General features: G+C 62.9%; 26 protein-coding genes and 1 pseudogene. 25 read left to right on the top strand and 2 right to left on the bottom strand.

The features are described 5' to 3' along the window. Positions 1–46 precede the first annotated feature (46 nt). Both CXY79_RS10060 and CXY79_RS10055 read right to left on the bottom strand, forming a co-directional pair. Entirely contained in the window at positions 47–2446 is a 2400-nt protein-coding gene (locus tag CXY79_RS10060) for a glycosyltransferase family 2 protein (RefSeq protein WP_104100989.1), read from the bottom strand. 304 nt (positions 2447–2750) lie between these two features. Next, a complete protein-coding gene (locus CXY79_RS10055; RefSeq protein WP_104100988.1) occupies positions 2751–4205 on the bottom strand; it encodes a DUF222 domain-containing protein in 1455 nt (484 codons plus the stop codon). Positions 4206–4547: 342 nt separating this feature from the next. Between CXY79_RS10055 and CXY79_RS10050 the strand changes: the two genes are divergently transcribed. The 25 genes and pseudogenes from CXY79_RS10050 (at position 4548) to rplC (ending at position 26690) form a co-directional block, all read left to right on the top strand. Then, complete coding sequence (locus tag CXY79_RS10050; RefSeq protein ID WP_146068123.1) at positions 4548–4964, top strand: hypothetical protein; 417 nt, start codon at positions 4548–4550, stop codon at positions 4962–4964. A 280-nt stretch (positions 4965–5244) separates the two neighbouring features. Then, the gene (locus tag CXY79_RS10045) at positions 5245–6915 is read left to right on the top strand and encodes a GspE/PulE family protein (protein WP_104100986.1); all 1671 of its coding nucleotides are present in this window, start codon (positions 5245–5247) and stop codon (positions 6913–6915) included. Between the two features lie 19 nt (positions 6916–6934). After that, entirely contained in the window at positions 6935–8332 is a 1398-nt protein-coding gene (locus tag CXY79_RS10040; RefSeq protein ID WP_104100985.1) for a type IV pilus twitching motility protein PilT, read from the top strand. Beyond that, on the top strand, positions 8333–9562 hold the full coding sequence (locus CXY79_RS10035) for a type II secretion system F family protein (protein ID WP_158250266.1): 1230 nt from the start codon (positions 8333–8335) through the stop codon (positions 9560–9562). A 175-nt stretch (positions 9563–9737) separates the two neighbouring features. Beyond that, entirely contained in the window at positions 9738–10211 is a 474-nt protein-coding gene (locus CXY79_RS16805; RefSeq protein ID WP_104101030.1) for a type II secretion system protein, read from the top strand. Further along, positions 10181–10792: a type II secretion system protein gene (locus CXY79_RS16950; protein WP_369827971.1), complete on the top strand. Its 612-nt coding sequence runs from the start codon at positions 10181–10183 to the stop codon at positions 10790–10792. Before CXY79_RS16805 ends, CXY79_RS16950 begins: the two co-directional genes overlap by 31 nt. Positions 10793–10887: 95 nt before the next feature. Further along, positions 10888–11343: a type II secretion system GspH family protein gene (locus CXY79_RS10020; protein WP_146068122.1), complete on the top strand. Its 456-nt coding sequence runs from the start codon at positions 10888–10890 to the stop codon at positions 11341–11343. 2 nt (positions 11344–11345) lie between these two features. Next, positions 11346–11945: a type II secretion system protein J gene (locus tag CXY79_RS10015; protein ID WP_104100982.1), complete on the top strand. Its 600-nt coding sequence runs from the start codon at positions 11346–11348 to the stop codon at positions 11943–11945. 44 nt (positions 11946–11989) lie between these two features. Beyond that, entirely contained in the window at positions 11990–13582 is a 1593-nt protein-coding gene (locus CXY79_RS10010; RefSeq protein ID WP_104100981.1) for a polymer-forming cytoskeletal protein, read from the top strand. Further along, positions 13518–13835: pseudogene (locus tag CXY79_RS16945) on the top strand (A24 family peptidase); the annotation flags it as partial. The gene CXY79_RS10010 and the pseudogene CXY79_RS16945, both read left to right, overlap by 65 nt. 102 nt (positions 13836–13937) lie before the next feature. Then, positions 13938–14399: a prepilin peptidase gene (locus tag CXY79_RS16940; protein WP_369827972.1), complete on the top strand. Its 462-nt coding sequence runs from the start codon at positions 13938–13940 to the stop codon at positions 14397–14399. 25 nt (positions 14400–14424) lie between these two features. Beyond that, positions 14425–15465, top strand: a complete 1041-nt coding sequence (gene pilM / locus CXY79_RS10000) for a type IV pilus assembly protein PilM (protein ID WP_104100979.1) — start codon at positions 14425–14427, stop codon at positions 15463–15465. Beyond that, positions 15462–16127 (top strand): hypothetical protein, encoded by a 666-nt coding sequence (locus CXY79_RS09995; RefSeq protein ID WP_104100978.1) that lies wholly within the window; start codon positions 15462–15464, stop codon positions 16125–16127. The genes pilM and CXY79_RS09995 overlap by 4 nt, the downstream gene beginning before the upstream one ends. A 38-nt stretch (positions 16128–16165) precedes the next feature. Continuing rightward, a complete protein-coding gene (locus tag CXY79_RS09990; protein ID WP_158250265.1) occupies positions 16166–16906 on the top strand; it encodes a hypothetical protein in 741 nt (246 codons plus the stop codon). A 103-nt stretch (positions 16907–17009) separates the two neighbouring features. Then, complete coding sequence (locus CXY79_RS09985; RefSeq protein WP_146068120.1) at positions 17010–17978, top strand: hypothetical protein; 969 nt, start codon at positions 17010–17012, stop codon at positions 17976–17978. A gap of 61 nt (positions 17979–18039) precedes the next feature. Further along, complete coding sequence (locus tag CXY79_RS15985) at positions 18040–18549, top strand: DUF6121 family protein (RefSeq protein WP_158250264.1); 510 nt, start codon at positions 18040–18042, stop codon at positions 18547–18549. A gap of 61 nt (positions 18550–18610) precedes the next feature. Further along, a complete protein-coding gene (locus CXY79_RS09975; RefSeq protein ID WP_104100975.1) occupies positions 18611–19267 on the top strand; it encodes a spermidine/putrescine ABC transporter substrate-binding protein in 657 nt (218 codons plus the stop codon). A 323-nt stretch (positions 19268–19590) separates the two neighbouring features. Next, positions 19591–19965 (top strand): 30S ribosomal protein S12, encoded by a 375-nt coding sequence (gene rpsL / locus CXY79_RS09970; RefSeq protein WP_055811472.1) that lies wholly within the window; start codon positions 19591–19593, stop codon positions 19963–19965. Continuing rightward, a complete protein-coding gene (rpsG, locus tag CXY79_RS09965; RefSeq protein WP_066597688.1) occupies positions 19965–20435 on the top strand; it encodes a 30S ribosomal protein S7 in 471 nt (156 codons plus the stop codon). The genes rpsL and rpsG overlap by 1 nt, the downstream gene beginning before the upstream one ends. 105 nt (positions 20436–20540) lie before the next feature. After that, positions 20541–22655, top strand: a complete 2115-nt coding sequence (gene fusA, locus CXY79_RS09960) for an elongation factor G (RefSeq protein ID WP_104100974.1) — start codon at positions 20541–20543, stop codon at positions 22653–22655. A gap of 143 nt (positions 22656–22798) precedes the next feature. Further along, positions 22799–23992, top strand: coding sequence for an elongation factor Tu (gene tuf / locus CXY79_RS09955; RefSeq protein ID WP_104100973.1), 1194 nt, complete (start codon positions 22799–22801; stop codon positions 23990–23992). A 134-nt stretch (positions 23993–24126) separates the two neighbouring features. Beyond that, on the top strand, positions 24127–24357 hold the full coding sequence (locus CXY79_RS09950; RefSeq protein WP_134511889.1) for an Rv0909 family putative TA system antitoxin: 231 nt from the start codon (positions 24127–24129) through the stop codon (positions 24355–24357). A gap of 21 nt (positions 24358–24378) precedes the next feature. Beyond that, entirely contained in the window at positions 24379–25179 is an 801-nt protein-coding gene (locus tag CXY79_RS09945; RefSeq protein WP_104100971.1) for a hypothetical protein, read from the top strand. A 534-nt stretch (positions 25180–25713) separates the two neighbouring features. After that, a complete protein-coding gene (gene rpsJ / locus CXY79_RS09940) occupies positions 25714–26022 on the top strand; it encodes a 30S ribosomal protein S10 (RefSeq protein ID WP_035834607.1) in 309 nt (102 codons plus the stop codon). 8 nt (positions 26023–26030) lie between these two features. Further along, positions 26031–26690 carry a 50S ribosomal protein L3 gene (gene rplC, locus CXY79_RS09935; protein ID WP_104100970.1) on the top strand — a complete coding sequence of 220 codons (660 nt, stop codon included), beginning with the start codon at positions 26031–26033 and terminating at the stop codon, positions 26688–26690. Positions 26691–26694: the final 4 nt, after the last annotated feature.

Genomic DNA, 26694 nt, shown 5'->3' with positions numbered 1-26694 from the left:
GGAGGGTGATGTCGCAGCCGCCCTATGAGAGTGCCACTGCTCGGCCTTATCCCGTCGGGTTCGCCCGGTCGAATTGAAGGCCGGCCTCGTAGCCCACCCAGCGTCGTTTCACCCACCGCACCTCGGCCACCTCCGGTTGTGCCAGGCTTCCGGGGATCTCGACGATGACGAGCGCTCCCGGTTCCAGACGGTGGCGGAGCGATAGGCGGCACCCGCCGAAGCCGATGTCCTCGACCGCTGCCGTGAGCGCCCCGGGATCCCGATCCAGGGATTCCGCTTCCGGATGATCGACGACGTCGAGTGCCAGCCCTCCCGCCGCGGCGGTGGGCACGCGGTCGACGGCGAACGCGGCCTCACGTTCCCGGGCGAGTTCGAGAGCTGGGCCGCGCTCGAAGAGGGTGACGGGATGCAAAACAGCCGACGAGCTGGTAGCCATCCGAACCTGGGCGCGCCGCCAGGGAAGCGTGGGCGTTGTGGCCCCACGTACTGCACGCCAGCCGGCAGTGGCGAGGTAGGCCTTCTCCTCCTCGTCTCCCCGGACCCAGCTCGGTGATTCGGTGATCACCTGTACCAGGTCCACGGTCTGCTCTGGGGTGAGCGGATCGAAACGGAAGCCGATCGTCACACCGTCCGAGGAGTTCACGATCCAGCTGCCTATTCCGGGCAGTTCGCCGACCTCAGGGATCTGAAGAGCGGTGACCGACGATGCCTTGGAGGCGAAGCCCTTCGGGTCGAGCCGCTCCGACCAGGGAATGGATATGCGTGCCCCCATCAGGCTCAGGTCGACGAGTTCACCCGGGTGAGCGCCAAAATTCTGGAAGGCTGCGGTCACCGGTGTACTCATCGGCGTGCGCTCGGCTGACCGGAGGCGTGGACGCTCAACGCACAGAGTGACGGCCAGCACCAGGCCGACCACGAAGTACAGGCACCAGAAGACGTTGATGTACAGCGCGCTCGTGTTGGCGAGTTCCGGGCTGAGGAAGATTCCTCGCACCAGGCCGACGGCCGCCAGGGTCAGAAGCACCAGGTGGGGGAGCGCGATTCGCCAGTGGAAGACCTGTTCTTTCAGGCCAACGCCCTTGGGGGTGACGTTGAAGGCTTTGACTCGCAGGCCCAGCGTCTCAGCTGCCGCGGAGAGCGCGATGGCGGGGGTCAGAGCCAATTCGTAGATGTTGCTCCAGGAATGGCTCCGGCGACGTCCGACGATGATGGCGAAACACAGCATCACGCAGAGATAGGTGGGCAGCCAGAAGATAAGCAGGGCCTCCACGCTCGTGTCCAGGGCGACCACCCCGAAGAGGAGGAAGAGCAGCGGTGTAATGATGTAGATCAGCTTGAAAACCCCGAAGTACCAGTAGACGACCGCATCGGAATAGAGCCACCTCTGCATGAGTGTGAGTCCGGGCAGGGTCAGTGGGTTCCACTTGCGGGCCGTCTGGATGTTGCCGCGGCACCAGCGGTCACGCTGCTTGAGCATGTCGGCCAGGTTCTCCGGGGCCAGCCCGGCCGCAATGATGTCCGGCACGAATTCGGTCCGGTACTTGGCCCCCTGGATCAGGAGGCCCGTGGCGAGATCCTCCGTGATCACACCCACTGCAAATCCGCCCACGCTTTCCAAAGCCGAGCGGCGGAACATCGTGTTGCTCCCCACGTACATCACCGCATTGAAGCGTGATTTGCCGGCCTGCAGGGTACGCATGAAGAAGTCCTGCTCGTTCGGCAAAGCCTGACCGGAGAACAGGTTGTACTGGAACGGGTCCTCGTTGTAGAACGCCTGGGGCGCCTGGACGAAGCCCAGCTCGGGGTCCTGAAAACGACCGACGGTGCGCTCCAGGAAGTCCGGCCGGGGAACCATGTCCGCGTCCAGGGTCACGATCAGGTCCCCGTCGCTCCGCCCAAGCGCATTGTTGAGGTTGCCGGCTTTGGCGTGAGCGTGGTCAGGCCGGGTGAGATGGATGGCCCCGTACTCTTCGGCAAGTTGGCGCACTTCCTCACGCGCGCCGTCATCGCAGACGAAAACGCGAACGCCGTCGGTCGGATAGCGCATGCCCACGGCGCCGGCGATGGTCATCCGGAGCATTGACACGGGCTCGTTGTAGGTGGCAATGAACACGTCGACCCGCGGGAGCTCGTCTGCTGGCGGCAACGGCACAGTGCGCCCGGCGTATGGGGTCCAGAGGGTGACATACACCGCCAGCGATTGTGCGAATCCGAGTACTTCGACCGTCAACAGCAGAATGCCGGTCGCAGTGTTCCACCAGGCGTCGGACGGGATGGTGAACAACACGCGCCACGTGAGGTAGATGATTCGCACGACAATGGTGATCACGATGGCACTCTTGTGCCCGAAGCCGGGGCGCCGGCGTGAACCGATCCAAAGCGTTTCCATCACGACCAGTATCAAGGCCGGATAGACAAGCATCCAGTACCAATTTTCAATCATCATGCAGCCCCCTGGTCGTTCCTAGGGAAAACCTAGCAGTGCTGGTTCAGATTCGGTGAGCGTCAGAATTTTCGGTTTCCCGGGGGTTTTGGTGATTGCAGGAGGGCGTTCTTGCCGGGCAGGGCCGCCGGCGTCTGCGAGCCATCGGTCGAGGTGGTGGGCTTCGGTCCAGGCGGGTGGGCGTTCGTAGCCGGGCCAGCGGCATCCGACGTAGCGGGCCACGATTCCCGCGCGTTGCTTCTCGGTGAAGAGACGCTGCGCGAGGCCGATGTTGACGCATTGTCCGTCGTCGAGAAGTGTGACTGGACTACAGCCCCGACCTCTTACTCGGCAACGCCACCAGCGTCTGCTTGGGGTCTACCTCGACCGGTGGCCTAAGCCAGTACTGCGTTCCGGTGCGAATGAACGTCCAGTTCTGGTTGTGCAGTAGCAAATGGTGCGGATGGCACAGCAGCACTCCGTCGGCCAGATCGGTGTACCCGTTTTCCTTCAACCATTCGTTGACGTGATGGGCCTCAGTCCACGCCGGTGGCCTGTCACAGTCGATCCAGAGGCATCCGCCGTCGCGTACTGCCATCGCGGCGCGCTGTTTCTCAGTGAAGAGCCGTTCGTCGCGGCCGACGTTGATGATTTGGCCGTTCGCGTCGAATTTGATGCCGCGGGTTCCGGTGTCGCAGAGGAGTCGGTCGATGGTCTCCTGCGAGATCGGGACCGGGTTGCCCTCGATCTGCCCGTGAGCGGCCGGCTGCCGCGCCTCTGCTTCCTGCGCGGCTGCTTCCGGCTTCAGCGCCTTTTCGGTCACGATCACGCGCACCGAGGGTCGGCGTCCGCCGAAGACCCGGCCCGGGTCAGCCTCGCCGGCGATCTTGAGCAGCTGCACCAGTGAGTCGGCGGCGATCTGTTCGGTCGTGCGGAGGTCGTCTTGCATCTTCTTTGCCCAGGCTGCCCGCTCTGCATCCACGAATCGCACCCCGCCGCGGCGGGGGCCCGTGATCGAGTCGAAGGTGGAGAGCACGAACTCGCCGTCTTCGGGGGCAAACAGCCCGCTGAGTCGTACGGTGCCGTTGCCCAGCCGGTAGACCCGCAGGTAGCGGTCGTCGTAGGCCTGCTTCTCGCGGGCGGCGATGCCGGCCTCGTCGAGCCGGTCGCGCATCCGTCTCGCCTGTTTGAACACCTGATCGGCATTCAGTGACGACGCCTCGGTGAGCAGCGCCGCCAGGGCCACCCGGAGCTTCTCCGCGGTAACTGCCGCATCGATCTGGCCGAGCCCGGCCCGGATCGCCTCGGCCGCGTCAACCGAGAGCGTGCCGGCGGTGACGGCCCGGGCGATCGGCGCCTGCCACGGCACCTTCGCCTCGACCTCGGCGACCTCGGCGACCTCGGCGGCATCCGCGTCGGGCGTCGAGAGCGCCGCCTCGACGAGCCTGTCGGCCGCCTCGGCATCGGCCATCATGGTGCCGACTGCGACCAGCTTGTAGGCGTCGCCCTTCGACGAGCCGGTCGAGTTCTGAATCAGGGCCACCGGCGAGAGATACCCCTGCTGCGCCGCCAAACCCGAGTGCCCGAGCTCCGGTCGGGAACGCTTGGCGATGGTCGCCGCCATCCAGGCAGCATAGGTATCGACGAGACGGCGGATCGAAGCGATTCGCTTCTGACCGGCCAACACCTCGGCATCAGGAAGGGCCGAGAAGTCAGCGCATGACGAGCCCAGCAGGGCCACGGCATCGGCCGCCTGCCTGAGGTCTTCCGCGAGGTTGGTCATGTTAAGAGAATACCTCAACTCGCACCCAGTGTCGAGAGTTACTCACATAATTTGAGAGAATAATCGAATTTATCTCTGAGCAACTCCGGCCGCTCCGAAGCCGTCCAAGGCCGCCGGTTGCCTCAATGGAGACCCCGGAGCGGTGAGGGTTTCCCGGGCGCAGGCGAGACCACCGGAACCGCCACCGGGATGCCCGCCCCGACCAATTCACTCACCGCTACAGGTTCTCCGACCACCACCACGCCCCCGGCAACCCTCAAGCCGACGCAATCCGCACCCGGGCAGACCGCGGCGCCGGGCGATCCACGTCCAACCGCGTGCACGCAGCTCTACAGCCCGGCCATGGTCGAGGCGCTCGGCGACCTGACCCTGAACCCCGTCTGGAGCCAGGACCCGGATGCCGGCGTGTCCCACGGCACCGACAATGCCGAGCTGCGCGTCCAGATCGACGCTCTCGACCACCTGACCTGCGTCTGGGCGAGCCCGTACGGGGGATCCGACACCGGGATTATCACCACCGTGGTCTGGGTGACCCCGGAACAGAGCGCCGCGGTGGAGGCCCGGCTCGTCGCAAACGGACTGGAGTGCTTCACCCAGTCGGAGGGCCGCCGCTGCGTCATCCAGACGAACACGGCAGACGGCGCTTTCGGTGAGTCCCACTTTCTGAGGGGCGGCATCCGGCTCGCCACGAAGTACACGAATGCCGGCCCGCTGGGCTACACACAGAACATCATCGAAAACCTTTGGATGGGTGTCTAGACCGTTTCGAGCAGGCCGAGACCGGCCCGGGCATCGCCCAGCAGCGGCCGCATTCCGCCTGCCGCTCCGCGGGCAGCATCCGTGTCGATGCCGGGCCGCAACCGGGTCGAGGCCGGGTCGAGGCCGTGTCGATGTCGAGTCGATGCCCCGCCCCGTTAGGATCGCTGAACACAGGCATTTTTTCTAACCGTGTCCCCCTCATTGTGGGTCTGGCCGGATTCCCTGCCCCCGAGATAGCGTTATTTGTTACTTACTTACCGAGCCTGTTCGAGAGGATCGCGTGGCCAGCCTCACCGAAATCTTGATCCTGCACGGTCTGCTGCCGATCGAGGAGCTCGACCACCTCATGGCCGGCGACCCCGCCGATGAGAGCGCCGTCCGCGCCCTCGTCGCCAAGGGCGTCATCACCGAGGTTCAGTTCGCCAAGGCTCGGGCCCAGCAGGCCAACCTGCCCTTCGTCGAGCTGATCGACTACCCGGTCGATCGCCTCGCCGTGGCTCTCGTTCCGGTGGCCGTCTGCAAACGCCACGAAGTGCTCCCGATCGCCGTCGACAACGGCCGCCTCATCCTCGCCATGGTCGACCCTGGCAACGTCTTCGCCGTCGACGACGTGCGCGAAGCATCACGGATGCGCGTCACCCAGGTTGTCGCCGAGCGCAGCGATCTACTCGCCGCCATCACCCGCTACCACCGCGCCGACGACGAGCTCAGCGACCTCACCTCCACACTCGAGGAAGAGAACGCCGCCACCGAGAGCTCCTCTTTCGGAGTCTCGGACTCCATCGACGACGATGCCCCGATCGTGCGGTTCGTGAACCTGTTGGTCAGCCAGGCCATCCAGGACCTGGCCTCGGACATCCACATCGAACCCGGCGAGCACAGCCTGCGGGTGCGCTACCGCATCGACGGCGTGCTGCACGAGATGCAGACCGCACCCAAGAGCATCCAGAACGGTGTTATCTCCAGGCTCAAAATCATGAGCGATATCGACATCGCCGAGCGGCGCAAACCCCAGGACGGCCGCATGACCGTGCGCCATGCCGGCCGTCAGATCGACCTGCGCGTTGCGACTCTCCCCACAGTGTGGGGCGAGAAGGTCGTCATGCGAATTCTCGATAACTCGAACACGACCCTCGACGTGCGCGCGCTGGCCCTGCTCGAGCACAACTTCGAGGCCTACAAGACCTCCTATTCCAAGCCTTACGGCATGATCCTGATCACCGGTCCGACCGGTTCGGGCAAGTCCACCACGCTCTACACGACCCTGGGTGCGGTCGCCCGCCCCGAGATCAACGTGATCACGGTCGAAGACCCGGTCGAATACCGCATGGCCGGCATCAACCAGGTGCAGGTGAACCCGAAGGCGGGCCTCACCTTCGCGAGTGCGCTGCGTTCCATCCTGCGAAGCGACCCGGATGTCGTTCTGCTGGGTGAGATCCGCGACCACGAGACCGCGCAGATCGCCATCGAGGCCTCGCTGACCGGCCACCTCGTGCTCTCCACTTTGCACACCAACGACGCGCCGAGCGCCATCACCCGGCTGACGGAAATGGGTATCGAGCCCTTCCTGGTGGGTTCCGCCCTGGACTGCGTGGTCGCCCAGCGCCTGGCGCGGCGCCTCTGCGACAAGTGCAAGACGCCATCCGTGCTGACCGTCGACTACCTGACGCGCCTCCGCTTCGCGTTCGACCCGGAGCGCCCGCTGCCCACGATCTTCGAGGCGGTCGGCTGCACGCAGTGTTCGAAGACCGGTTACCGGGGGCGCATCGCCGTGCACGAGGTGATGACCGTGACCGAGGAGATCGAGCGGCTCGCCGTGGCCCGAGCATCGAGCGCCGAAATCGGCCGGGTGGCGCGCGAACAGGGCATGATCACCCTCCGCGAGGATGGCTGGGCCAAGGCCCAAATGGGTTTGACATCGATCGAAGAAATCTTGCGAGTGGTCGCATAGTGCAAAAGGGGATATCTGCATGAGCCAGCCCATCTATGAAATTCCGGTCACGTCTCCTGGGGCCGCCGGGGGCAGCTGGAGCCTCGGCGATCCCGAGCGTCGTGGTGCCGAACCGACGGAGCACGATGCCGCGCCGGCCGCTCCTGACTCGGTGGAGTTCGAGTTCGTCGATGTGACGGATGCCGCGCAGCCGGCGACAACGGTCCTCCCGGTGGACACCGGCGCGGTCGAGACGACCGGGCGCCGCGCCCGTGCCAACCGCACCGGCGACAACGAGGTCTCCGACCTTGACCTGCTGAACGCCCTGGCCGAGGTTCTCGACCTGAACGCCTCCGACCTGCACATCACCGTCGGAGCGCCGCCGAGCATTCGTGTCGATGGCGGCCTGCGGCCGATTGAGGGCGCGAGCAAGTGGATGGGTGACAAGGTCACCTCTGCGCTCTACAGCATCCTCTCGGCGAAGCAGCGCGCGCAGTTCGAGGAGGAGCTCGAGCTCGACTTCGCGTATACGGCCGGCGGCGCGCGCTTTCGCGTCAACTACTATTACCAGCGCAACTCGATCGGCGGGGCGTTCCGCCTGATCCCGCGCGAGATCAAGCCGTTGAAAGACCTCGGTATCCCCGAGACGGTCGGTCAGTTCGCCAAGCTTCCCCGCGGCCTGGTTCTGGTGACCGGGCCCACCGGTTCGGGCAAGTCCACCACCCTGGCGGCCCTGATCGACTTGGTCAACCGCACCCGTGCCGACCACATCGTCACGGTCGAAGACCCGATCGAGTTTCTGCACAAGCACCAGAAGTCGCTGGTCAACCAGCGCGAGGTCGGCCACGACACGAAAAGCTTCGCCTCCGCGCTCAAGCACGTGCTGCGTCAGGACCCTGACGTGATTCTGATCGGCGAGCTGCGCGACCTGGAGACCATTTCGGTGGCCCTGACCGCGGCAGAGACCGGCCACCTCGTCTTCGCCACCCTGCACACCCAATCCGCGGCCCAGACCATCGACCGCGTGATCGACGTGTTCTCGCCGCACCAGCAGGGCCAGGTGCGTGCACAACTTGCCGCCACCCTGCAGGGTGTGGTCTGCCAGACCCTGGTCAAGAAGATCGGTGGCGGCCGCGTGGTCGCGACCGAGGTCATGGTGACCACACCAGCGGTAGCTAACTTGATTCGCGAGGGCAAGACGTACCAGATCGCGTCCTCAATGCAGGCCGGCCGAGCCCTCGGCATGCACACCATGGATCAGCACCTTGCCGAACTCGTGGATGCCGGTCTGATCACCCGAGCGTCGGCTGAGGAGAAGGCGCAGGACCAGGAGGGCCTTGCGCAACTGATCCGACGCGTTGACCCGACCGAGACATCGGTGAACTCAATGTCCGGCGGAATCGACTTCGGCGACTCTTTCTCCCCACGGGGGCGGTAGATGGTCGCGACAGTGGCTTATGCGTACAAGGCTCGTGATGCAGCCGGCAAGGCAGTTAAAGGTCGGTTGGATGCCGCCTCCGAAAGTGCCGCCATGACGCGCCTGCGCACGATGGGATTGTCTCCAATCTCGATGGTTGAGGTCCCGCAGGGCGCTGGCCTCAACATGGAGATCAACATCCCCGGTTTCACAAAGGGAGTGGGTCTGAAGGACTTGGCGATCATGAGTCGTCAGATGGCCACCATGATCGGCGCCGGCCTGTCGCTCCTGCGAACGCTAAATATCCTTGCGGAGCAAACTGAGAGCAAGCCACTCACGAAAGTTCTGATCGCTGTAAGGGACGACGTCGAGACTGGCGTATCGATCTCTGACTCGATGGCTCAACATGCCGAGGCGTTTCCCCCGCTGATGGTCAACATGGTTCGGGCTGGGGAGACCGGAGGTTTCCTTGAAGGCGCGCTCGAATCGATTGCAGAGAACTTCGAGAAAGAAGTGAAACTGCGCGGCACGATCAAGTCTGCAATGACATACCCCGTGATCGTTTTGATCATGTCTCTCGTGGCTGTTATCGCAATGTTGGTCTTCATCGTTCCAGTGTTTGAGAACATGTTCACGAACCTGGGAGGCCAGCTTCCGTTGCCGACCATGCTGCTCGTGTATCTGTCCCGGTCAATGGTTTATGTCGTGCCGATTCTCGCCGTGGTTGGGATCGCGTTTGCAATTTGGTGGCCGCGCAACAAGAACACCGAAGGTGTGCGCAAGCTCCTTGACCCGTTCAAGTTGAAGCTGCCTGTCTTTGGGCCGTTGCTCAAGAAGATCGCTGTAGCCAGATTTAGCCGGAATTTTGCCAACATGATCGGGGCTGGCGTGCCGATCCTGCAGGCCCTCCACATCGTAGGTGAGACTTCGGGCAACTGGGTGGTCGAGCAGGCGCTCATCAAAGTAGCCGACTCAGTGCGCCAAGGACACTCGATTGGCGCCCCTCTTGCGAACGAACCGGTGTTTCCGAACATGGTGACCCAGATGATCTCCGTTGGCGAGGACTCTGGTTCCCTCGAGCAGATGCTCAACAAGATCGCGGACTTTTACGATCAGGAGGTCGAGTCGGCCACCGAGCAGCTGACCGCCATGATCGAACCGCTGATGGTTGCCTTTCTTGGTGTCGTGGTTGGTGGCATGATCGTCGCCCTCTACCTCCCGATTTTTAACATCTCGACACTGATCGAGTAGTCCCCGAACTGGGGGCATGTTGATCAACCCATCCCTACTTCCTGGCGGAACCATTACATGACCCCCCCATAAGTGGGATTTTACTGGGGAATTTATCCCAATATCATCAATACGTGTTGGGTCAAATGATCCAGACTTCCCGCCCACAGCAGCACTAGATTGAATGGACATCCTCATGATTTCTCGCATCATGGGCGGGCTCAACAGCCGCCGTAATTCACTGCAGAAGAGCGAAAAGGGCTTCACCCTGATCGAGCTCCTCGTCGTCGTCATCATCATCGGCATCCTCGCCGCCATCGCCATTCCGGTGTACCTCGGTATCCAGAACAACGCGAAGGACAGTGCCGTGAAGTCGGACGTCTCCAACGCCAAAACGGCAGTCGTGGCCTACGCCACGGACAACAATGGCGCACTGCCTGCCGACCTCGCTACGTTGCCCGCGAAATACGGATACGTGCCGCCGACGGTTGCAGGAAACTACGCCTCGCCTGGCGCGATTCCGGTCCTCACGAAAGGAACGTCCCCTTCGACTGCATTCTGCGTTTACGCAGTAGCCGTCACTGGCACCAAGGTCGGCGCTAGCGACATTTCCGGTGTCGCCTCCAGCGCAACGACTGCATGTTCAAGCGTCGGAGTGCTCACGCAGTAGCAATTGCGGATTCAATCTGGGGGTGGGTTTTGTGCGCGGCCGCCCCCAGATTGTTTCCTCTCGAAACATTGTCATGCAGTATCGAACGGACAGGGTTGATGACTTCTCACACTTCCCTTGTGCTGCCTTCTCAGCAGACAGTGCTTCAGGCGGAGGAAAAGGGATTCACGTTGATTGAACTCCTCGTCGTGGTAATTATCATCGGTGTTCTTGCCGCAATCTCTTTCCCCCTTAACCTGGGCGTCCAGAAGGAAGCCCACGATAGCCCCGTAAAGTCGGACGTCGTAAACGCTAAGAGCGCTGTTGTCGCTTATGCGACGGACGAGAATGGGATGCTTCCCGCTGACCTGACTTCCGCGAATTTAGCATCCAAGTACGGGTATATTGCGTCGACCTCTGCTGGAAACTATGCTCCGCCGAGCGGCGCTAGCCCCGTGCTTAGCAAGGGCACGTCTCCGTCAACTGGCTCCTGCATCTACGCAGTCTCTGTTACCGATTCGGAAGTCCGCGCTAGCAATATCTTCGGAGTGGCTACCAGCGCTTCGACCGCGTATTCAGCTGCTGGGGTGCTCACTCAATAGCAGGTCATCAAGTCACGTGGTAGCGCACGCGTGCGCCGGTTCGACTACGGGCCATGGTCGCTTCGACACAACCACACCAGTTAAGCGAGGTAAGGATGAATGAGATCCGCGTTGATTCTCGTGCAGTGAGTATCGAGGAAAGCGGTTTTGGGATTATCGAGATCGTCGTCTCCATGTTCCTGCTTGGCTTGCTGATCATCTCCTTCGCTCCTGTTCTCATCAGTAACTTGCAGTTCACGGCGAGGAATACGACGATTGCCACCGCAACTCAGATTGTCAATCAGCAAATCGAGGCGGCTCGTGCCGTCCGCTCCGCCACAGCTACTGCGCCGAGCTGCAATGACATCAGCTTGTTTTTGGCCGTAACTCTGGCGCCTGTGGTCGATCCTCGCGGAGTGAACCTGCAGCCTGCATGGGACACCTTCGCCCCGTGCACACCCAGCGTGGTGCCGGGGTATATTCGGGTGACTGTGTCGGTAGCCCAAGTCGGTTATGCGAGTCCGACGGCCTCCGCCACCACGTTCGTCTTCGTCGCCTCGGGCGGATACTAGCCATGTCAGAACAGGCACCGACTCAAAAATGTCGCGAAGGGGGGTTTTCCCTTGCTGAACTCTTGATCTACATGGGTCTTCTCGTTCTCGTCTTGTTCGTCGCAGGTGGGCTGTTGATCAACGGCTTGCGAACACAGGAGACAACTCGGGTCGTCACGGGCGCCGCGACCACCGCTCAGCAGATTGCGCGTTCCGTCCAGGCTGGAGTGCGCAACGCCTCCGCGGTCACGGTAGTCAGCGATGCCGCAGCCGGTACGCAACTGCTGATAGTCCGGACCATCGGAACCGAGCCGTCTTCGACGGCGGCCTCCTGTCAGGCCTGGTACTACACGCCGCTGAACGGTGGTGCTGTCTACACGAAGCGGACATCCTCTCCGGCGTCCGTGATTACGGTGCCGGCCGCTGGCCCCCAGGGCGTCTGGTCTCTTCTCGGTACCGGGATAAGTCCCGCAGACCCCGTTACCGCGCGAGTCTTCAACGCTCCAAGCGGTTCTCGCGTGGACCTGAAGTTCAATGTCGCGGCCGGATCGCACCCATATGTCTTGATCAACACAACGACCTACACCCCACAAGTTTCGATGGTGAGCTCCCCGTGCTTCTAAGTAAGAGAATCTCAGACCGCTTGTGTCCAGAACGTGGCAGCGCCATGCTGGTGGCGATCGGCATGACAGCAGTGGCGGCGATCATAGCGATCACGATCACCTCGAGCTCGCTCTACGCGGTGGGGTACACAACAGCGACGCGATCCGGCGTGCAGGCGCAGGCCGCTGCCGGGGCAGGGATCGACTACGCTGCCGCTCGATTGGCAACTTCAGCCTGTCTGGCTGCGTATCCGGCCGTTCCGGCGGTCTCGGAACCCTTCTTCACCGTCTCGGTATGGTCTTCACTCCTGACGGCCTCTGCAACCGGTGACGTTGACACTTCGTGGGTGTCTGGTTGCCCCACCTCGGCCTCCTTCAAGAGGGTCAAACTCATATCCACCGGATCGGCGAAAACTCCCGGCCTGGTCGGAAACGCCTCTGGAAACAAGCGGAAAATTGAAGCCATTTATCCCTACATTCCGACGCCGCCGACTTGGATAACGGCTTCGGGTGCCGCGATCTACTCCTTCTCGCAGACCGATAGCACCATCAACAATCTAGATATTAACTCCACCGGCGGCACACCCGCCACGATTCAGTACCTATCGGGAAGCGCGAGCTGCACGTCCGGTTCCACGATCCACGGCAGCGTGATTCTTGGCCAGGGTGGGGCATCTTTGGCCAGCAATTGCCTTATCGACGGTGACCTCTATGCGTCGGGAAGTGTGGATCTGCAGAATGCAAAGGTCACCGGCAATGTGAGTGCCGACAGCGGAACCTATCCTTCGGTGTCTCTGTCAAACGCCGCGACCGTTCAGGGAAACATCTCTGCGGGTGGTGCGGTTCTGGTGCAGGGTGCAGGTGGTGGGAACGTCATCGCTGGACCCGCCGCTGGGGTGACTAAGATTACGGGCTCCGTGGCGGGTTCGGTCGTCGTAGCGGGCACTGTAAACAACACCGGAAGCGTCCTAGGAACCATCACCAAGAATAAGACGGGCATCGTCGCACCCGTCATTCCATTCGTACCTGGATGGGTGGACTACCCCTACGCCTTGGGCGATTGGACGCCTGGGGGCTTCACCGAGTTCCTCATGGCGGACTGCAGCGACGCAGGTTTCGTCAGCGCCATGAGCACAGTGCTTGCGTCTTCCACTCCGAAGGTGCTCAATGGGCTTGCCTGTGGACCCGGAGGTCTGGATTTCACCAAACTCAGCCCCACACAGACGTTGACGAGCAACGTGGCCATCATCGCTACCTCGTTCAACCTTGGTGGTAACGACTTCGTCTCGTCCAACTCGGCCCAGAAGAACATGTGGCTGATCAGTCCCGATCGCGGCGTCGCTGGCAACCTCGTGGCCAACCAGCTGCCGGACTGCCCAGCGGGCGGAGCCTTCAAGATGGCCAATCATGTCACTGTTAGCAGCCGTGTGAACGCCCTGATCTACTCGCCGTGCACGATCACCAACTCTGCCGACGTCTGGCAAGGGCAGATCTATGCGGCCGGAACCAAGACAGCTAATGCGTTCACCTTGAATTACGTTCCTATCGGGATTCCCGGTGTCAACCTGAGCGAAGGCACTACGACGCCCGGCGGTGGCCTCCCAGGAACAGGTGTCCTCGGCGCCCGTACCGCGATTCGCAACATTAACGTGTCCTAGCGTGGCGGTTCTTCTCGGGGTTTTCGGATCTTTTATAGGATCGTTCCTCAACGTCGTCATCTACCGGCTCCCACTCAAGATGTCCGTCGTGTCTCCGCCGAGCGCCTGCGGCGCTTGCGGCAGCAGAATTCGCCCTTGGGACAACGTTCCTGTTCTGTCGTGGTTGTACTTGCGTGGCCGTTGCAGAGACTGCAATGTGAGGATCTCTTCGAGATACCCGATCGTTGAGCTGGGCACTGCTGTGCTCTTCGGAGTCGTGGCCACATGGTTGCTTTCATGGAGCCCCGCCATCGGCCCCACAAGGGTGAGTCTCGGAACCGCATTCATCCTTCTCGCTCTGCTCTATCTTGTGTCAGTGAGCGTCGCGCTGGCAGCGATCGATCTGGACACGCACACGCTCCCTGACCGACTCGTGCTCCCGGCCTACCCGGCCGGGGCTGCATTGCTGGCCGTTGCCGCCTTGCTGACCGGTGAACCCGGTCGGTTGTTGGGCGCTCTCATCGGAGTTTGCGGGCTTTTTGCACTGTATTTATTGATGGCGTTGGCCTATCCGGCCGGCATGGGGTTGGGCGACGTCAAGCTCGCTGGGCTGCTCGGCCTCTACTTGGGATGGTTCGGCTGGGGGCAGCTCGCTGTCGGGGCGTTCAGTGCGTTTCTACTGGGTGGCCTGTTCGCGCTCTTGCTCCTCATCACCCGTCGTGCCAACCGCAAGAGCGGCATCCCGTTTGGCCCTTGGATGTTGGCTGGAGCATGGCTAGGCATCTTCTATGGTGAACAGATAGCCACTGGTTATCTGTCGCTTTTTGGTTTGGCATGACCGCAGCAGTCGCGAGGGAGAAGCAATGACGACAAGTGTCGTAGGAATCGACATCGGAACGTCCGGTGTGCGTGCCGCTGAGGTGAGTGACGCAGACAAGGGGAAGCCGACCTTACTTCGCTACCACTCGGTGGAATTGCCTGAAGGTGCGGTCAACCGTGGTGAGGTTGTTGAGCCCAACACTGTCGCGGCCGCGATCAAGACCTTGTGGTCATCAGGCGGTTTCAAGAGCAAGAAGGTAGTGCTGGGTATGGGCAACCATCGCGTACTTGCGCGCGATCTCACGGTGCCCAAAATGCCCATCAAACGCATCCGGGAGTCTCTTCCCTTCCAAGTGCAGGATCTGCTCGCGGTCCCGGTGGCCGACGCCCTGCTCGACTTTTATCCTATTTCCGAGAGCGAAGGAGAATCCGGGCCAGAGGTAAACGGGCTACTGATTGCAGCCGTCAAGGATGCGGTTCAGGGAAATGTCAAGGCGGTTCAGTTGGCTGGACTCACGCCCGTTGAAGTAGATCTGATCCCGTTCGCACTGACTCGGGTAATCCACAGAGGTGTGAAATCGGATGGCGGGGTGGTGCAGATCGACGTCGGTTTGGCAACCACCACTGTTGTTGTCACACTGCAGGGTGTCCCTCAATTCGTGCGGCTCATCCCCGCGGGAGGTGGAGACCTCACCCAAGCGATGGTCCTCCGTCTGGGTTTGACCGTCGAGGAGGCTGAGCTACTTAAACGTAAGATCGGTCTGGACCCAGCGACGGAGCATCCGCAGGCGACTTCGATCATCCACGAGGTGACGACCGAACTGCTCAACAGTCTGAGGAACACAGTCAACTATTTCGTGAACACGAGAAACCACATTCCAGTAACGCGGATTGTCCTTACTGGCGGTGGAGCTCACTTGCGTGGCTTCGCTGCCGCGCTAGGCGAGTTGACACGACTTCCAGTTTTTGAGGCCGATCCCGCTGCTTCAGTATTGCTTGCGCGTGGCGTCAACGTCGATGCGCTGCAGAACACTCGTGGTGCGTTTACCGTCGCACTGGGACTCGCCCTTGGGAGCCACGCATGAGCCGCTCCAAGGTCGGCGAGGAGCTTGTCTTTGGTGGAGAGCCGCGCGTTGACTTGTTGCCGCCGGAGGTCAAGGCAGGCAAGAAGGCTAACGCAACGCGTCGGCGTCTTGGGGCTACTCTCGTCGCCGTGGTACTGCTGATGATCACTGGCGTCGGCGCAGCCACATGGCATGCGCAGCAGAGCCGGGATGAGCTTGCCTCCGCCCAGGCGCGCACGGCAGAGTTGCTCGCCAGTCAGGCAAAGTATGCCGAAGTAAATCAGGTCCAAAATGAAGTCGACATCACCCTTGCAGCACGGCAATTCGGTGCGTCCACCGAAGTCGACTGGAAGGCCTACCTGTCTCAGGTTAGGGCCGCGCTGCCAGCAGACGTTTCCATCGATACGGTCGGCGTAGATGCCGCGTCGCCACTCGGCGTATACATCCAACCCACGGCACCCCTGCAAGCTGCGCGTGTTGCGACTCTCACGCTCACCGTGACCAGTCCGAACCTGCCGTCCGTACCGCAGTGGCTCGACGCAATCAAGGGGCTGCCTGGCTACGCGGATGCCACCCCCGGGTCGATCAAACGATCCGAGACGGGCGCGTATACCGTCAACCTGGTCATGCACATCAACGGTGGAGCGTATTCGAATCGCTTTGCCGACCCGGAAGGAAAGTAAGCATGGACCTGAACAGGCTCTGGGTTTTTGGCACCGTTGTGTTGATCGCGGCCACCGCCCTCCTCGGCTGGGTCCTCGGGATTTCCCCGAAACTCAGTGAAGCGAGTCTCGCCGACGCAGATCGTGTCGTGGTCGAGACCCAAAATTCAGCATCTGAGCTCAAAGTCGCTGCCCTAAAGGAGAAATTCGCCAGCATTGGAGAACTCAAGGGCGAATTGTCGGCGCTCAGATCGGCTGTCCCAGATGCGGCTGAGATCCCCGCATTCCTCACTCAGCTGGACTCCATCGCGCAGCAGCATCAAGTGACGCTGACCGACATTTCGGTGAACGACGCCCAGGCGTACGCACCCCTCGTTGTCGCTCCCCCCGCACTGGCAGCTGAGGCGGCGCCGACAGAGGGTGCTGCGTCACCAACACCCACTCCCACCCCAACCACGGCACCGACGGCGGCTGAGGAGGCCGCAGCCCTCGCTCCCGTGCCCAATGAGCTCATCACTGCCTCGAACTTCGTGTCCGTGCCCGTCTCCCTCACCGTTTCCGGCAGCTATGGGAACGTGCTCGACTTTATCGAGGGTCTTCAGAAGGGCACCCGGTTGGTCATGGTGACGACCTTTGCAACATCCATGGTTGAGTCTCCCCCCATTGCAGCGCCAGCGGCCACCGACAAGACCGCCATCGACACCCTCGGGGGTTCGGATCAGGTGACTACCACGATCTCGGCGCTCATCTACGTTCTTCTCGATCCCAATACGGCCGCCGCAACAACCCCCGCAGGCTAGCCCGACTTGACCAGCGCCGCGTCCGGTCACGCCTCCCTCGACCGGGGGAGTCGCATTGCTAAGATTGATGCTGATCGTCCCGGCCAACCACAAGGAGCGCACCATGAGCGACACAACGTCCCCTGAGGGCAACCGCAACCGTAACAACGACTCGAATCTTGAACCGGTCGACTACGCCGGCCATGAAGAGCGCACGGATGCCCCCGACTACACCGGCACCGGCTCCCACTCCGCTCCGGCCGAGTCCGGCGACGCGACCGATGCTGCCGCTGAGACACCGGCGCACTACCCGGCCACCCCCGTCGGCGAGCCGATCTCCTATGACACCCCCGCGACCTCCCGCGAGCCCGCGACGCCCACCTACGTGCCCGCCGCCTCCGTGAACATCGCCCCGGTGAACACCACCGCCGAGACCCGGCGCATCGAGCCCGGCGAGAACCCGGCTGCGACCCCATCAGAGGCCCCACCCGCCGAGGCCTATGCCCCCACGAACACCACGGCGCAGCCCCCCGTCTACATCCAGGCGCCGACCGCGCCCCGCTACAAGAGCAACCGCGGCCCCGGCGTGCTGATCGCCCTGCTCTCCACCGTCATCTTCGCCGTGATCTATGCCATCGTCGCCTTTGTCTTGTCCGGCATCGGCAGCCTCTCGATCACCGAGACGGCCTCGAAGTTCACCGACTTCATCGTGCTGCCCATCTTCTACGTGCCGGTCATCTTCTTCTTCGTCGCGTTCGCCCTGCTGGTGCTGATCGTGAACCGCGGCGGCTGGTGGGCCTACGTGCTCTTCGGCTTCCTGGTGGCCGTGGTCGTCTACTTCTCCTACATCGGGGCGGCGCTGTTGAGCGTGCAGGCCTGGAACTTCACGCCCGACCAGGCGGCGCGCTTCATCAGCCAGCAGTGGCTGAACCCGGGGGCCATCGCCGCTGCGGTCGTCGCCCGCGAGGTGCCGATCTGGGCCGGCGCCTGGATCGCCCGCAACGGCCGTGCCGTCACCGAACGCAACGCTGCAGCGAAGGCCGAATACGACCGCGTCCTCGCCGCCGGACCGCAGGACATCCGCAGCAACTAGTCGGTCGACGCCCGGCGCTCAGCGTGCCGGGCCCCAGCAGGTACGCCATCAAGGGGGAGCGATGCGAAATTACCAGAAGTACGCGACGGTCGTCGCCGTCTTCGCGGCAGTGCTCCTTGCCGCGCTCCTCGTCGCCGCCTTCGGAATGATCAGCCTGCTGACCGACACGGATGTCATCAGTGACCCCAACGCCGGACCTCTCGTCGGCCCGTTCATGACCGCCGCCGCCTTGGTGCTGGTGTTCACCCTGATGCTGCTGCTCGGGCTGCGCACCAGACCGGAGAACCAGCGGATCGCCGTCGGGTACTCCCTCGGCACCGGGGTCGCCGCGCTTGTCGTCTTCGTTCTGGTGGGCGGGGTGCTCTACGCGCTCGGCACCGGGGTGCCGACCGACACCGCCGGGCTCCCGGGCGACAGCGTCGGGTTCGCAGCCTCCGTGCTGCTGGGCCCGTTCGCGGTGACCACCGGCATCCTCTCCTTCATCGTCACCCTGCTCTACTCGCTGGTCCTCGCCTCACGGATGCCCGAACGCGGCCCCCCGAAATGGCCGTGGGAGCAAGGCGAAGACTGAAACACCGCCGGCCTGAAAGTCGCTGACTGCGGAGCACTCCGATCGGGTACCCTTGTCTTTCATGGGCGGTTCCATCGAGTTGCGGGTCAGCCAACAGGTTGACGACTGGCTCAACTGGCTGCCGCGCTGGCGCCCGGGCACGCATCGCGGCCGTTCACGCCTGTGCCGCACTTGCTTCGGGTCGCCGGTCATCGCCACCGCCGGCCTCGCCACGGATGTCCCGCACGCCGTGCAGCACGCCCTCGCCATGCGCCTGAAGCACCTGATCGACGCCGAGGTCGACGAGTTCACCGAGACGCACCTCCCCCTGCTGCTCCGGGAGATCCGCCTGAACGAGGAGCGCAAGCAGGCCGCGTTGACCTACCGCCCCGCTGAGGGTCTGGACCCGGCCTACACCGGCCTCGACCTCGACCCGCCGGCCATGCCCGACGCCCCCTACCTCTTCACCTTCGCCGAACTCGCCCGGCCCGAGGCATCCGTGGCCCTGCCCGTTGACCCGCCTCCCTTGACCGTCGAGGAGAAGGCGGCCATCCGCGCCGAGGTCACACGCGCCGACGAACACGCGGCACTGGTCGGCGGTCGGGTCTGCGCCGAACTGTCCCGGCACCGTGAACGGATGCGCAGCGCCGTCACCGAATTCGTCGAACCCTGGGTGCTCGCTCTCCTCGCCGACCTCGACACCGCGCTCGATTCCCCGCTCTGGCCGCGCGGCCCGTGAACAACACCTGAACGAACCCCCGGGGCCGCGTGATCCATTTGACCCAGCGGTCACCCCCGGGATATCCTTTCGAGGTGTGCGCTTTGTCGTGCGCTTGAGTCATGCCACCGCGATCTTGTCGTGCCGCACCTTAGGCGCCTTGATGTGGCACTCACACAGGGTGTGCTCTCCGAGCAGCCCCCACGGCATACCCACTACGGCCCGCGAAACTCATTCCGCGTGTTTCGGTGGGTCCAGATGAACTCGATCGGGCCGGAAACGGAGCGATTCGAATGCTAACCATCAATGAGCTGTCACCGTGCAGCACAAACAAGGAGTAATTAGTGCCCACCATTCAGCAGTTGGTACGAAAGGGCCGCAGCCCCAAGGTCACCAAGACCAAGGCGCCCGCCCTGAAGTCCAACCCCCAGCAGCGCGGCGTGTGCACCCGTGTTTACACGACCACGCCGAAGAAGCCGAACTCGGCCCTCCGCAAGGTCGCCCGCGTCAAGCTGTCGAACGGTACCGAGGTCACCGCCTACATTCCCGGCGAGGGTCACAACCTGCAGGAGCACTCGATGGTGCTCGTCCGCGGTGGTCGTGTGAAGGACCTCCCCGGTGTTCGATACAAGATCGTTCGCGGCGCACTGGACACCCAGGCCGTCAAGAACCGCAAGCAGGCTCGTAGCCGCTACGGCGCCAAGATGGAGAAGAAGTAATGCCTCGTAAAGGCCCAGCGCCCAAGCGTCCCGTTATCGCTGACCCGGTATACGGCGCCCCCATCGTCTCCCAGCTCGTCAACAAGATCCTCCTCGACGGCAAAAAGGGCCTGGCCGAGCGCATCGTTTACGATGCACTCGAAGGCGTCGTTGCCAAGAACGGTGCGGATGCCGTCGTCACCTTGAAGAAGGCACTCGACAACGTGCGCCCGACCCTTGAGGTGCGTTCGCGCCGCGTCGGTGGTTCCACCTACCAGGTGCCGGTCGAAGTCAAGCCGCACCGCGCCAACACCCTGGCTCTGCGCTGGTTGACCAGCTACGCCAAGGCTCGTCGCGAGAAGACGATGACCGAGCGTCTCACCAACGAAATCCTCGACGCGTCCAACGGCCTCGGCGCCGCTGTGAAGCGCCGCGAGGACACGCACAAGATGGCCGAGGCGAACAAGGCCTTCGCTCACTACCGCTGGTAGTCGCGCTCCGGAATCCGGGCTTGTCGAGAGCAGATCTCGATGGGCCCGGCGACCGGATGCCCTGTTTCGCCCCAAGATCCACAAGCAAACTTCCGGAGGACCCCCGTGGCACTTGACGTGCTCACCGACCTGAGTAAGGTCCGCAACATCGGCATCATGGCTCACATTGATGCTGGCAAGACCACCGTCACTGAGCGCATCCTGTACTACACGGGTGTCAATCACAAGATCGGCGAGACGCACGACGGCGCCTCGACCATGGACTGGATGGCGCAGGAGCAGGAACGTGGCATCACCATCACGTCTGCCGCGACTACCTGTTTCTGGGCCTCAAACCAGATCAACATCATCGACACCCCCGGCCACGTCGACTTCACCGTCGAGGTGGAGCGTTCGCTCCGCGTCCTCGACGGCGCCGTCGCAGTGTTCGACGGCAAGGAGGGCGTTGAGCCCCAGTCGGAGACCGTCTGGCGTCAGGCCGACAAGTACGACGTGCCCCGCATTTGCTTCGTCAACAAGATGGACAAGCTCGGCGCCGACTTCTTCTACACGGTCGACACCATTGTCAAGCGCCTCGGCGCGAAGCCGCTCGTCATCCAGCTGCCCATCGGCGCCGAGAACACCTTCGAAGGTGTTGTCGACCTCGTCGAAATGCGTGCACTGACCTGGCGCGGCGACTCCAAGGGTGACGTCGAGATGGGCTCCAAGTACGCCATCGAAGAGATCCCGGCCGACCTTGCCGAGCAGGCCGCGGAATACCGCAAGCTGCTCCTTGAAACCGTCGCCGAGACCGACGACGACCTCATGGAGAAGTACTTCTCCGGCGAAGAGCTCACGGTCTCCGAGATCAAGCACGCGATTCGGGGGCTCACGGTCTCCAGCGAAATCTATCCGGTCCTCTGCGGTTCCGCGTTCAAGAACCGCGGCGTTCAGCCGATGCTTGACGCAGTCGTCGACTACCTCCCCACCCCGCTCGACGTGCCGGCCATCGAGGCCCACGACGCGCGCGACGAGGAAAAGGTCATCATGCGTCACCCCGACGCGACGGAGCCGTTCACGGCCCTCGCGTTCAAGGTCGCCGTTCACCCGTTCTTCGGTCGTCTGACCTACGTTCGCGTGTACTCCGGTCACCTTGACTCCGGCGCCCAGGTCGTCAACTCGACCAAGGGCAAGAAGGAGCGCATCGGCAAGATCTTCCAGATGCACGCCAACAAGGAGAACCCGGTGGCCTTCGTGACCGCCGGTCACATCTACGCGGTCATCGGCCTCAAGGACACCACGACAGGCGATACCCTGTGCGACCCGAACGCGCAGGTCGTGCTCGAGTCGATGACGTTCCCTGACCCGGTCATCGAGGTTGCGATCGAGCCGAAGACGAAGCAGGACCAGGAGAAGCTGGGTCTTGCGATCCAGAAATTGGCCGAAGAAGACCCGACCTTCCGCACCGAGCAGAACCAGGAAACTGGTCAGACGGTCATCAAGGGAATGGGTGAACTTCACCTGGACATCCTGGTCGACCGGATGCGACGTGAATTCAACGTCGAAGCCAACGTCGGCAAGCCTCAGGTCGCCTACCGCGAGACCATCCGCAGGGCGGTCGAGCGTCACGACTACACGCACAAGAAGCAGACCGGTGGATCCGGGCAGTTCGCGAAGATTCAGATCGCGATCGAGCCGCTCGAGATCACTGCCGAGAAGAGCTACGAGTTCGTCAACAAGGTCACGGGTGGCCGCATCCCCCGGGAGTACATCCCCTCGGTGGACGCAGGAATCCAGGATGCGCTGCACGTTGGCGTCCTGGCCGGTTATCCGATGGTGGGCGTCAAGGCAAGCCTGCTTGACGGCGCCGCGCACGATGTCGACTCCTCGGAGATGGCGTTCAAGATTGCCGGTTCGATGGGCTTCAAGGAAGCCGTTCGTAAGGCTGACCCTGTTCTGCTCGAGCCGCTGATGGCCGTCGAGGTTCGTACGCCCGAGGAGTACATGGGCGACGTCATCGGCGACCTCAACTCGCGTCGTGGACAGATCCAGACCATGGAGGACGCTCAGGGCGTGAAGGTAATTCGCGCCAACGTGCCGCTGTCGGAGATGTTCGGATATATCGGTGACCTGAGGTCGAAGACCTCGGGCCGCGCGGTGTACTCGATGACCTTCGAGAGTTACGCGGAGGTCCCCCGGGCCGTGGCCGAAGAGATCATCCAGAAGAACAAGGGCGAATAGCCTGAGGCTTCCGGTCTCTCCGGGCCTTCGGGCCCAAATCGCTTCGGCCTCCCGGCCCGAGTAGCATAAGTACACAAATCCAGCAGTTTCACCGGCCGCAAACCAGCGGTCGATGGAGCCATGAGTCCTGAGGAGGACCCACAGTGGCCAAGGCCAAGTTCGAGCGGACCAAGCCGCACGTAAACATCGGAACGATCGGTCACGTTGACCACGGAAAGACCACGCTGACTGCAGCGATCTCCAAGGTCCTTGCCGACACGTACCCGTCCAAGACGAACGTTCAGCGCGACTTTGCGTCGATCGACTCTGCTCCGGAAGAACGCCAGCGCGGTATCACGATCAACATCTCGCACGTTGAGTACGAGACCGAAAAGCGTCACTATGCGCACGTAGACGCACCGGGCCACGCTGACTACATCAAGAACATGATCACCGGTGCTGCTCAGATGGACGGGGCGATCCTTGTGGTTGCCGCTACTGACGGCCCGATGGCTCAGACCCGTGAGCACGTCCTGCTCGCGAAGCAGGTCGGCGTGCCGTCCCTGCTCGTGGCACTGAACAAGTCCGACATGGTTGACGACGAAGAGATCCTCGAGCTCGTTGAGCTCGAGGTTCGCGAACTCCTCTCCGCCCAGGGCTTCGACGGCGACAACGCTCCCGTCGTGCGCGTTTCCGCACTCAAGGCGCTTGAAGGCGACGAGAAGTGGGTCGGCAACATCCTTGAGCTCATGAAGGCTGTCGACGACTACTTCCCGGAGCCCGTCCGCGACAAGGACAAGCCCTTCCTGATGCCGATCGAGGACGTCTTCACGATCACCGGTCGTGGAACCGTCGTCACCGGCCGCGCCGAGCGTGGAACCCTCAAGATCAACTCCGAGGTCGAGGTTGTCGGCATCCGCCCGACCATCAAGACCACGGTCACGGGTATCGAGATGTTCCACAAGCAGCTCGACGAGGCATGGGCCGGCGAGAACTGTGGCCTTCTTCTTCGTGGCACCAAGCGCGAAGACGTCGAGCGCGGCCAGGTTGTCGTCAAGCCGGGTTCGGTCACTCCGCACACCGACTTCGAGGGCACCGCGTACATCCTGTCCAAGGATGAGGGTGGGCGTCACAACCCGTTCTACGCGAACTACCGCCCGCAGTTCTACTTCCGCACCACGGACGTCACCGGCGTCATCACGCTGCCTGAGGGCACCGAGATGGTCATGCCCGGCGACACCACCGACATGAACGTCGCGCTGATCCAGCCGATCGCCATGGAAGAGGGCCTCGGCTTCGCCATTCGTGAAGGTGGCCGCACCGTCGGCGCCGGAACGGTGACCAAGATCGTCAAGTAGTTCCCTTCAGAAAATGGGGTCGGTCCTTCGGGGCCGGCCCTTTTTTCGTGCCCGACTTGCGGGGCCAGTTGATCCCGAATCGCCCAGGAACTAGCCTTGACATGAACCTCAACAGCCCCAGATCGGAGCACCCCGTGAATTTCAACGACATCAGCCGCAAAGCGCAGGAGTTCCTCAAAACAGAGAAGGGCGAGAAGATCGCCGACAAGATCCTCGACGGGGGCGCCGCCGCCGCGAACAAGGTCACCGGCAACAAGCACGCCGACAAGATCAAGGATGCCCGAGCGGCGGCGGACAAACACCTCGGTCGCGGGGACGGTCCGACCGACCGCGACGCTCGAGGCACTGGCCCCGACGGCAGGTAACCGCTGGTCGAGCTCACTTCGGTGACCGAGCGCACCGTGGCGCGGGTCGTGCGCCGGTTCGCGCGTGGCATGCCACCTGCGAACGGGTCCGCGGCTGTCCTGTGGGGACTCCCCACTCTTGCCGGCTGGCCGCCCGAGGTCCACTCCCTCACCGAACGCACCCGCGGCGGACGCTCGACGCCGGGTATCCGCAAGCATGCATTGGGACTCGACACGCGGGATATCGCCGTGGTGAACGGACTCCTGGTCACCAGCGTCGAACGCACGGTCGTCGACCTCGCCGCCACTCTGGATCTGAAGTCCGCGGTCGCCATGGCCGACCGCTCCATTGCGGTGGATCGCAGGGGGCGCATTCTGCCTCTGACCACCAGAGCCAGGCTGCTTGAGACCTGGGAAGGGTTGCTTCCCTTCCGCGGGTCCGTGCGGGCGCGGGCCGTGATCGACTTCTCTTCGACGCTGTCCGGTTCCCCCAACGAGTCCGGAAGCCGCGTCAACGTGGCGCTGAACGGATTTCCGGAGCCGGTGCTGCAGCATCCGTTCGTCGTCGAAGGCAAGACCGTCTTCACGGACTTCTACTGGATCGACGAGAACTCGGTGGGGGAGGCCGACGGCAAGGGCAAATACTTCGACCCCGTGTTGCGAGGCGATCGCACCACCGCCGAGGTGTTCTACGACGAGAAACGCCGTGAGGATGGCGTGCGGCACCAGGTGCACGCGTTCACCCGGTGGGACTTCCCGGTCGGGATGAGTCAGAGTCGGCTGCGCACTCGGCTGCTGCAGTTGGGGCTGCCGTTCGGGCGCCCGCGACTCCAGTTTCGGTGAGGTGCCGGTGGTGCGCGGGTGTTGCGCCGCTGCGCTGGTGGCGTGCCCCGCGCGGAGCGGCGCAGCACTCGCGCGAGGCGTGAATGGCGGCGGCGACGCGCCCGGGGCGAGAGCCGGCCGAGCCGCGGAACGACGCGGATGTGGCGACACGCCGCCCGCGACACGCCCGGGTTGCACAATGACCCAACCCTGTGGCAGACTCTTCTAGTTCAACACTTTCGACTGCCGCGCTGCACGCGGTGTCGGGATCACTGCCAGGCAGTGCATAGCTTGTGCCGTTCGCCGTAAAAGGCGCCAGGTGCACAGTTAGGCCGCGGGTAGCAGAACATAGCTCAAACCAACAGCCGGGACAGCTGGGTAAATCCATGCCTTCCCCCACGCGCGAGTGTGGAGAAGCGGGTTGGCTCGGCATGACCGCTCCGCGGCCCTGCCGAAATTGACAGATGAACAGTGGTGCGACAGCAGCAGTGCTACTACGGCGTCCAATGCAGCCCCTCGGGATGTACGAAGCCTTGACAAGAAAGCGAGTTCGACATGGCGGGACAGAAAATCCGCATTCGACTTAAGTCGTATGACCACGAGGTCATCGACATTTCGGCGCGCAAGATCGTCGACACAGTGACCCGCGCGGGTGCGACTGTCGTCGGCCCCGTGCCGCTTCCGACCGAGAAGAACGTGGTGTGTGTCATCCGTTCCCCTCACAAGTACAAGGACAGCCGGGAGCACTTTGAAATGCGCACCCACAAGCGTCTGATCGACATCATTGACCCGACCCCGAAGGCTGTCGACTCGCTCATGCGTCTCGACCTGCCGGCCGACGTCAACATCGAGATCAAGCTCTAGGGCCCGCGATGTCTTACTCAGATACCAAGACCACCAAGGGTCTCCTCGGCAAGAAGCTCGGCATGACGCAGGTGTGGGATGAGAACAACAAGCTCGTTCCCGTCACCGTCATCGAAATCTCGCCTAACGTTGTCACCCAGATCCGCAGCAAGGACATCGACGGTTACGCCGGCGTCCAGATCGCTGCCGGGGCCATCGATCCGCGCAAGGTCAACAAGCCTTCCGCCGGACACTTCGAAAAGGCAGGCGTCACGCCTCGCCGCCACCTCACCGAGCTCCGCACTGCGGATGCCGCTGACTACACCCTGGGTCAGGAGCTCACCGTTGACGGTGTGTTCGCTGCCGGTACCAAGGTCGACGTCATGGGCACCAGCAAGGGCAAGGGTTTCGCCGGTGTTATGAAGCGTCACAACTTCAAGGGTGTTTCCTCCTCTCACGGTTCGCACCGCAACCACCGCAAGCCCGGTTCCATCGGTGCTTCCTCGACCCCGAGCCGTGTCTTCAAGGGCATGCGCATGGCCGGTCGTATGGGTGGCGAGCGCGTCACCGTGCTGAACCTCAAGGTTCACGCCGTGGATGCCGAGAAGGGCCTCCTGCTGGTCAAGGGTGCCGTTCCCGGCGCCAAGGGCCGCCTCGTATTCGTCCGCAATGCAGTGAAGGGAGCCTAGTCGT

It is taken from the genome of Cryobacterium sp. M96, assembly GCF_002929845.1.
In the GTDB taxonomy this organism is placed as follows: domain Bacteria; phylum Actinomycetota; class Actinomycetes; order Actinomycetales; family Microbacteriaceae; genus Cryobacterium; species Cryobacterium sandaracinum.
The sequence above is the reverse complement of the archived record's forward strand: the minus strand, read 5'-3'. Positions and strand labels throughout refer to the sequence as shown.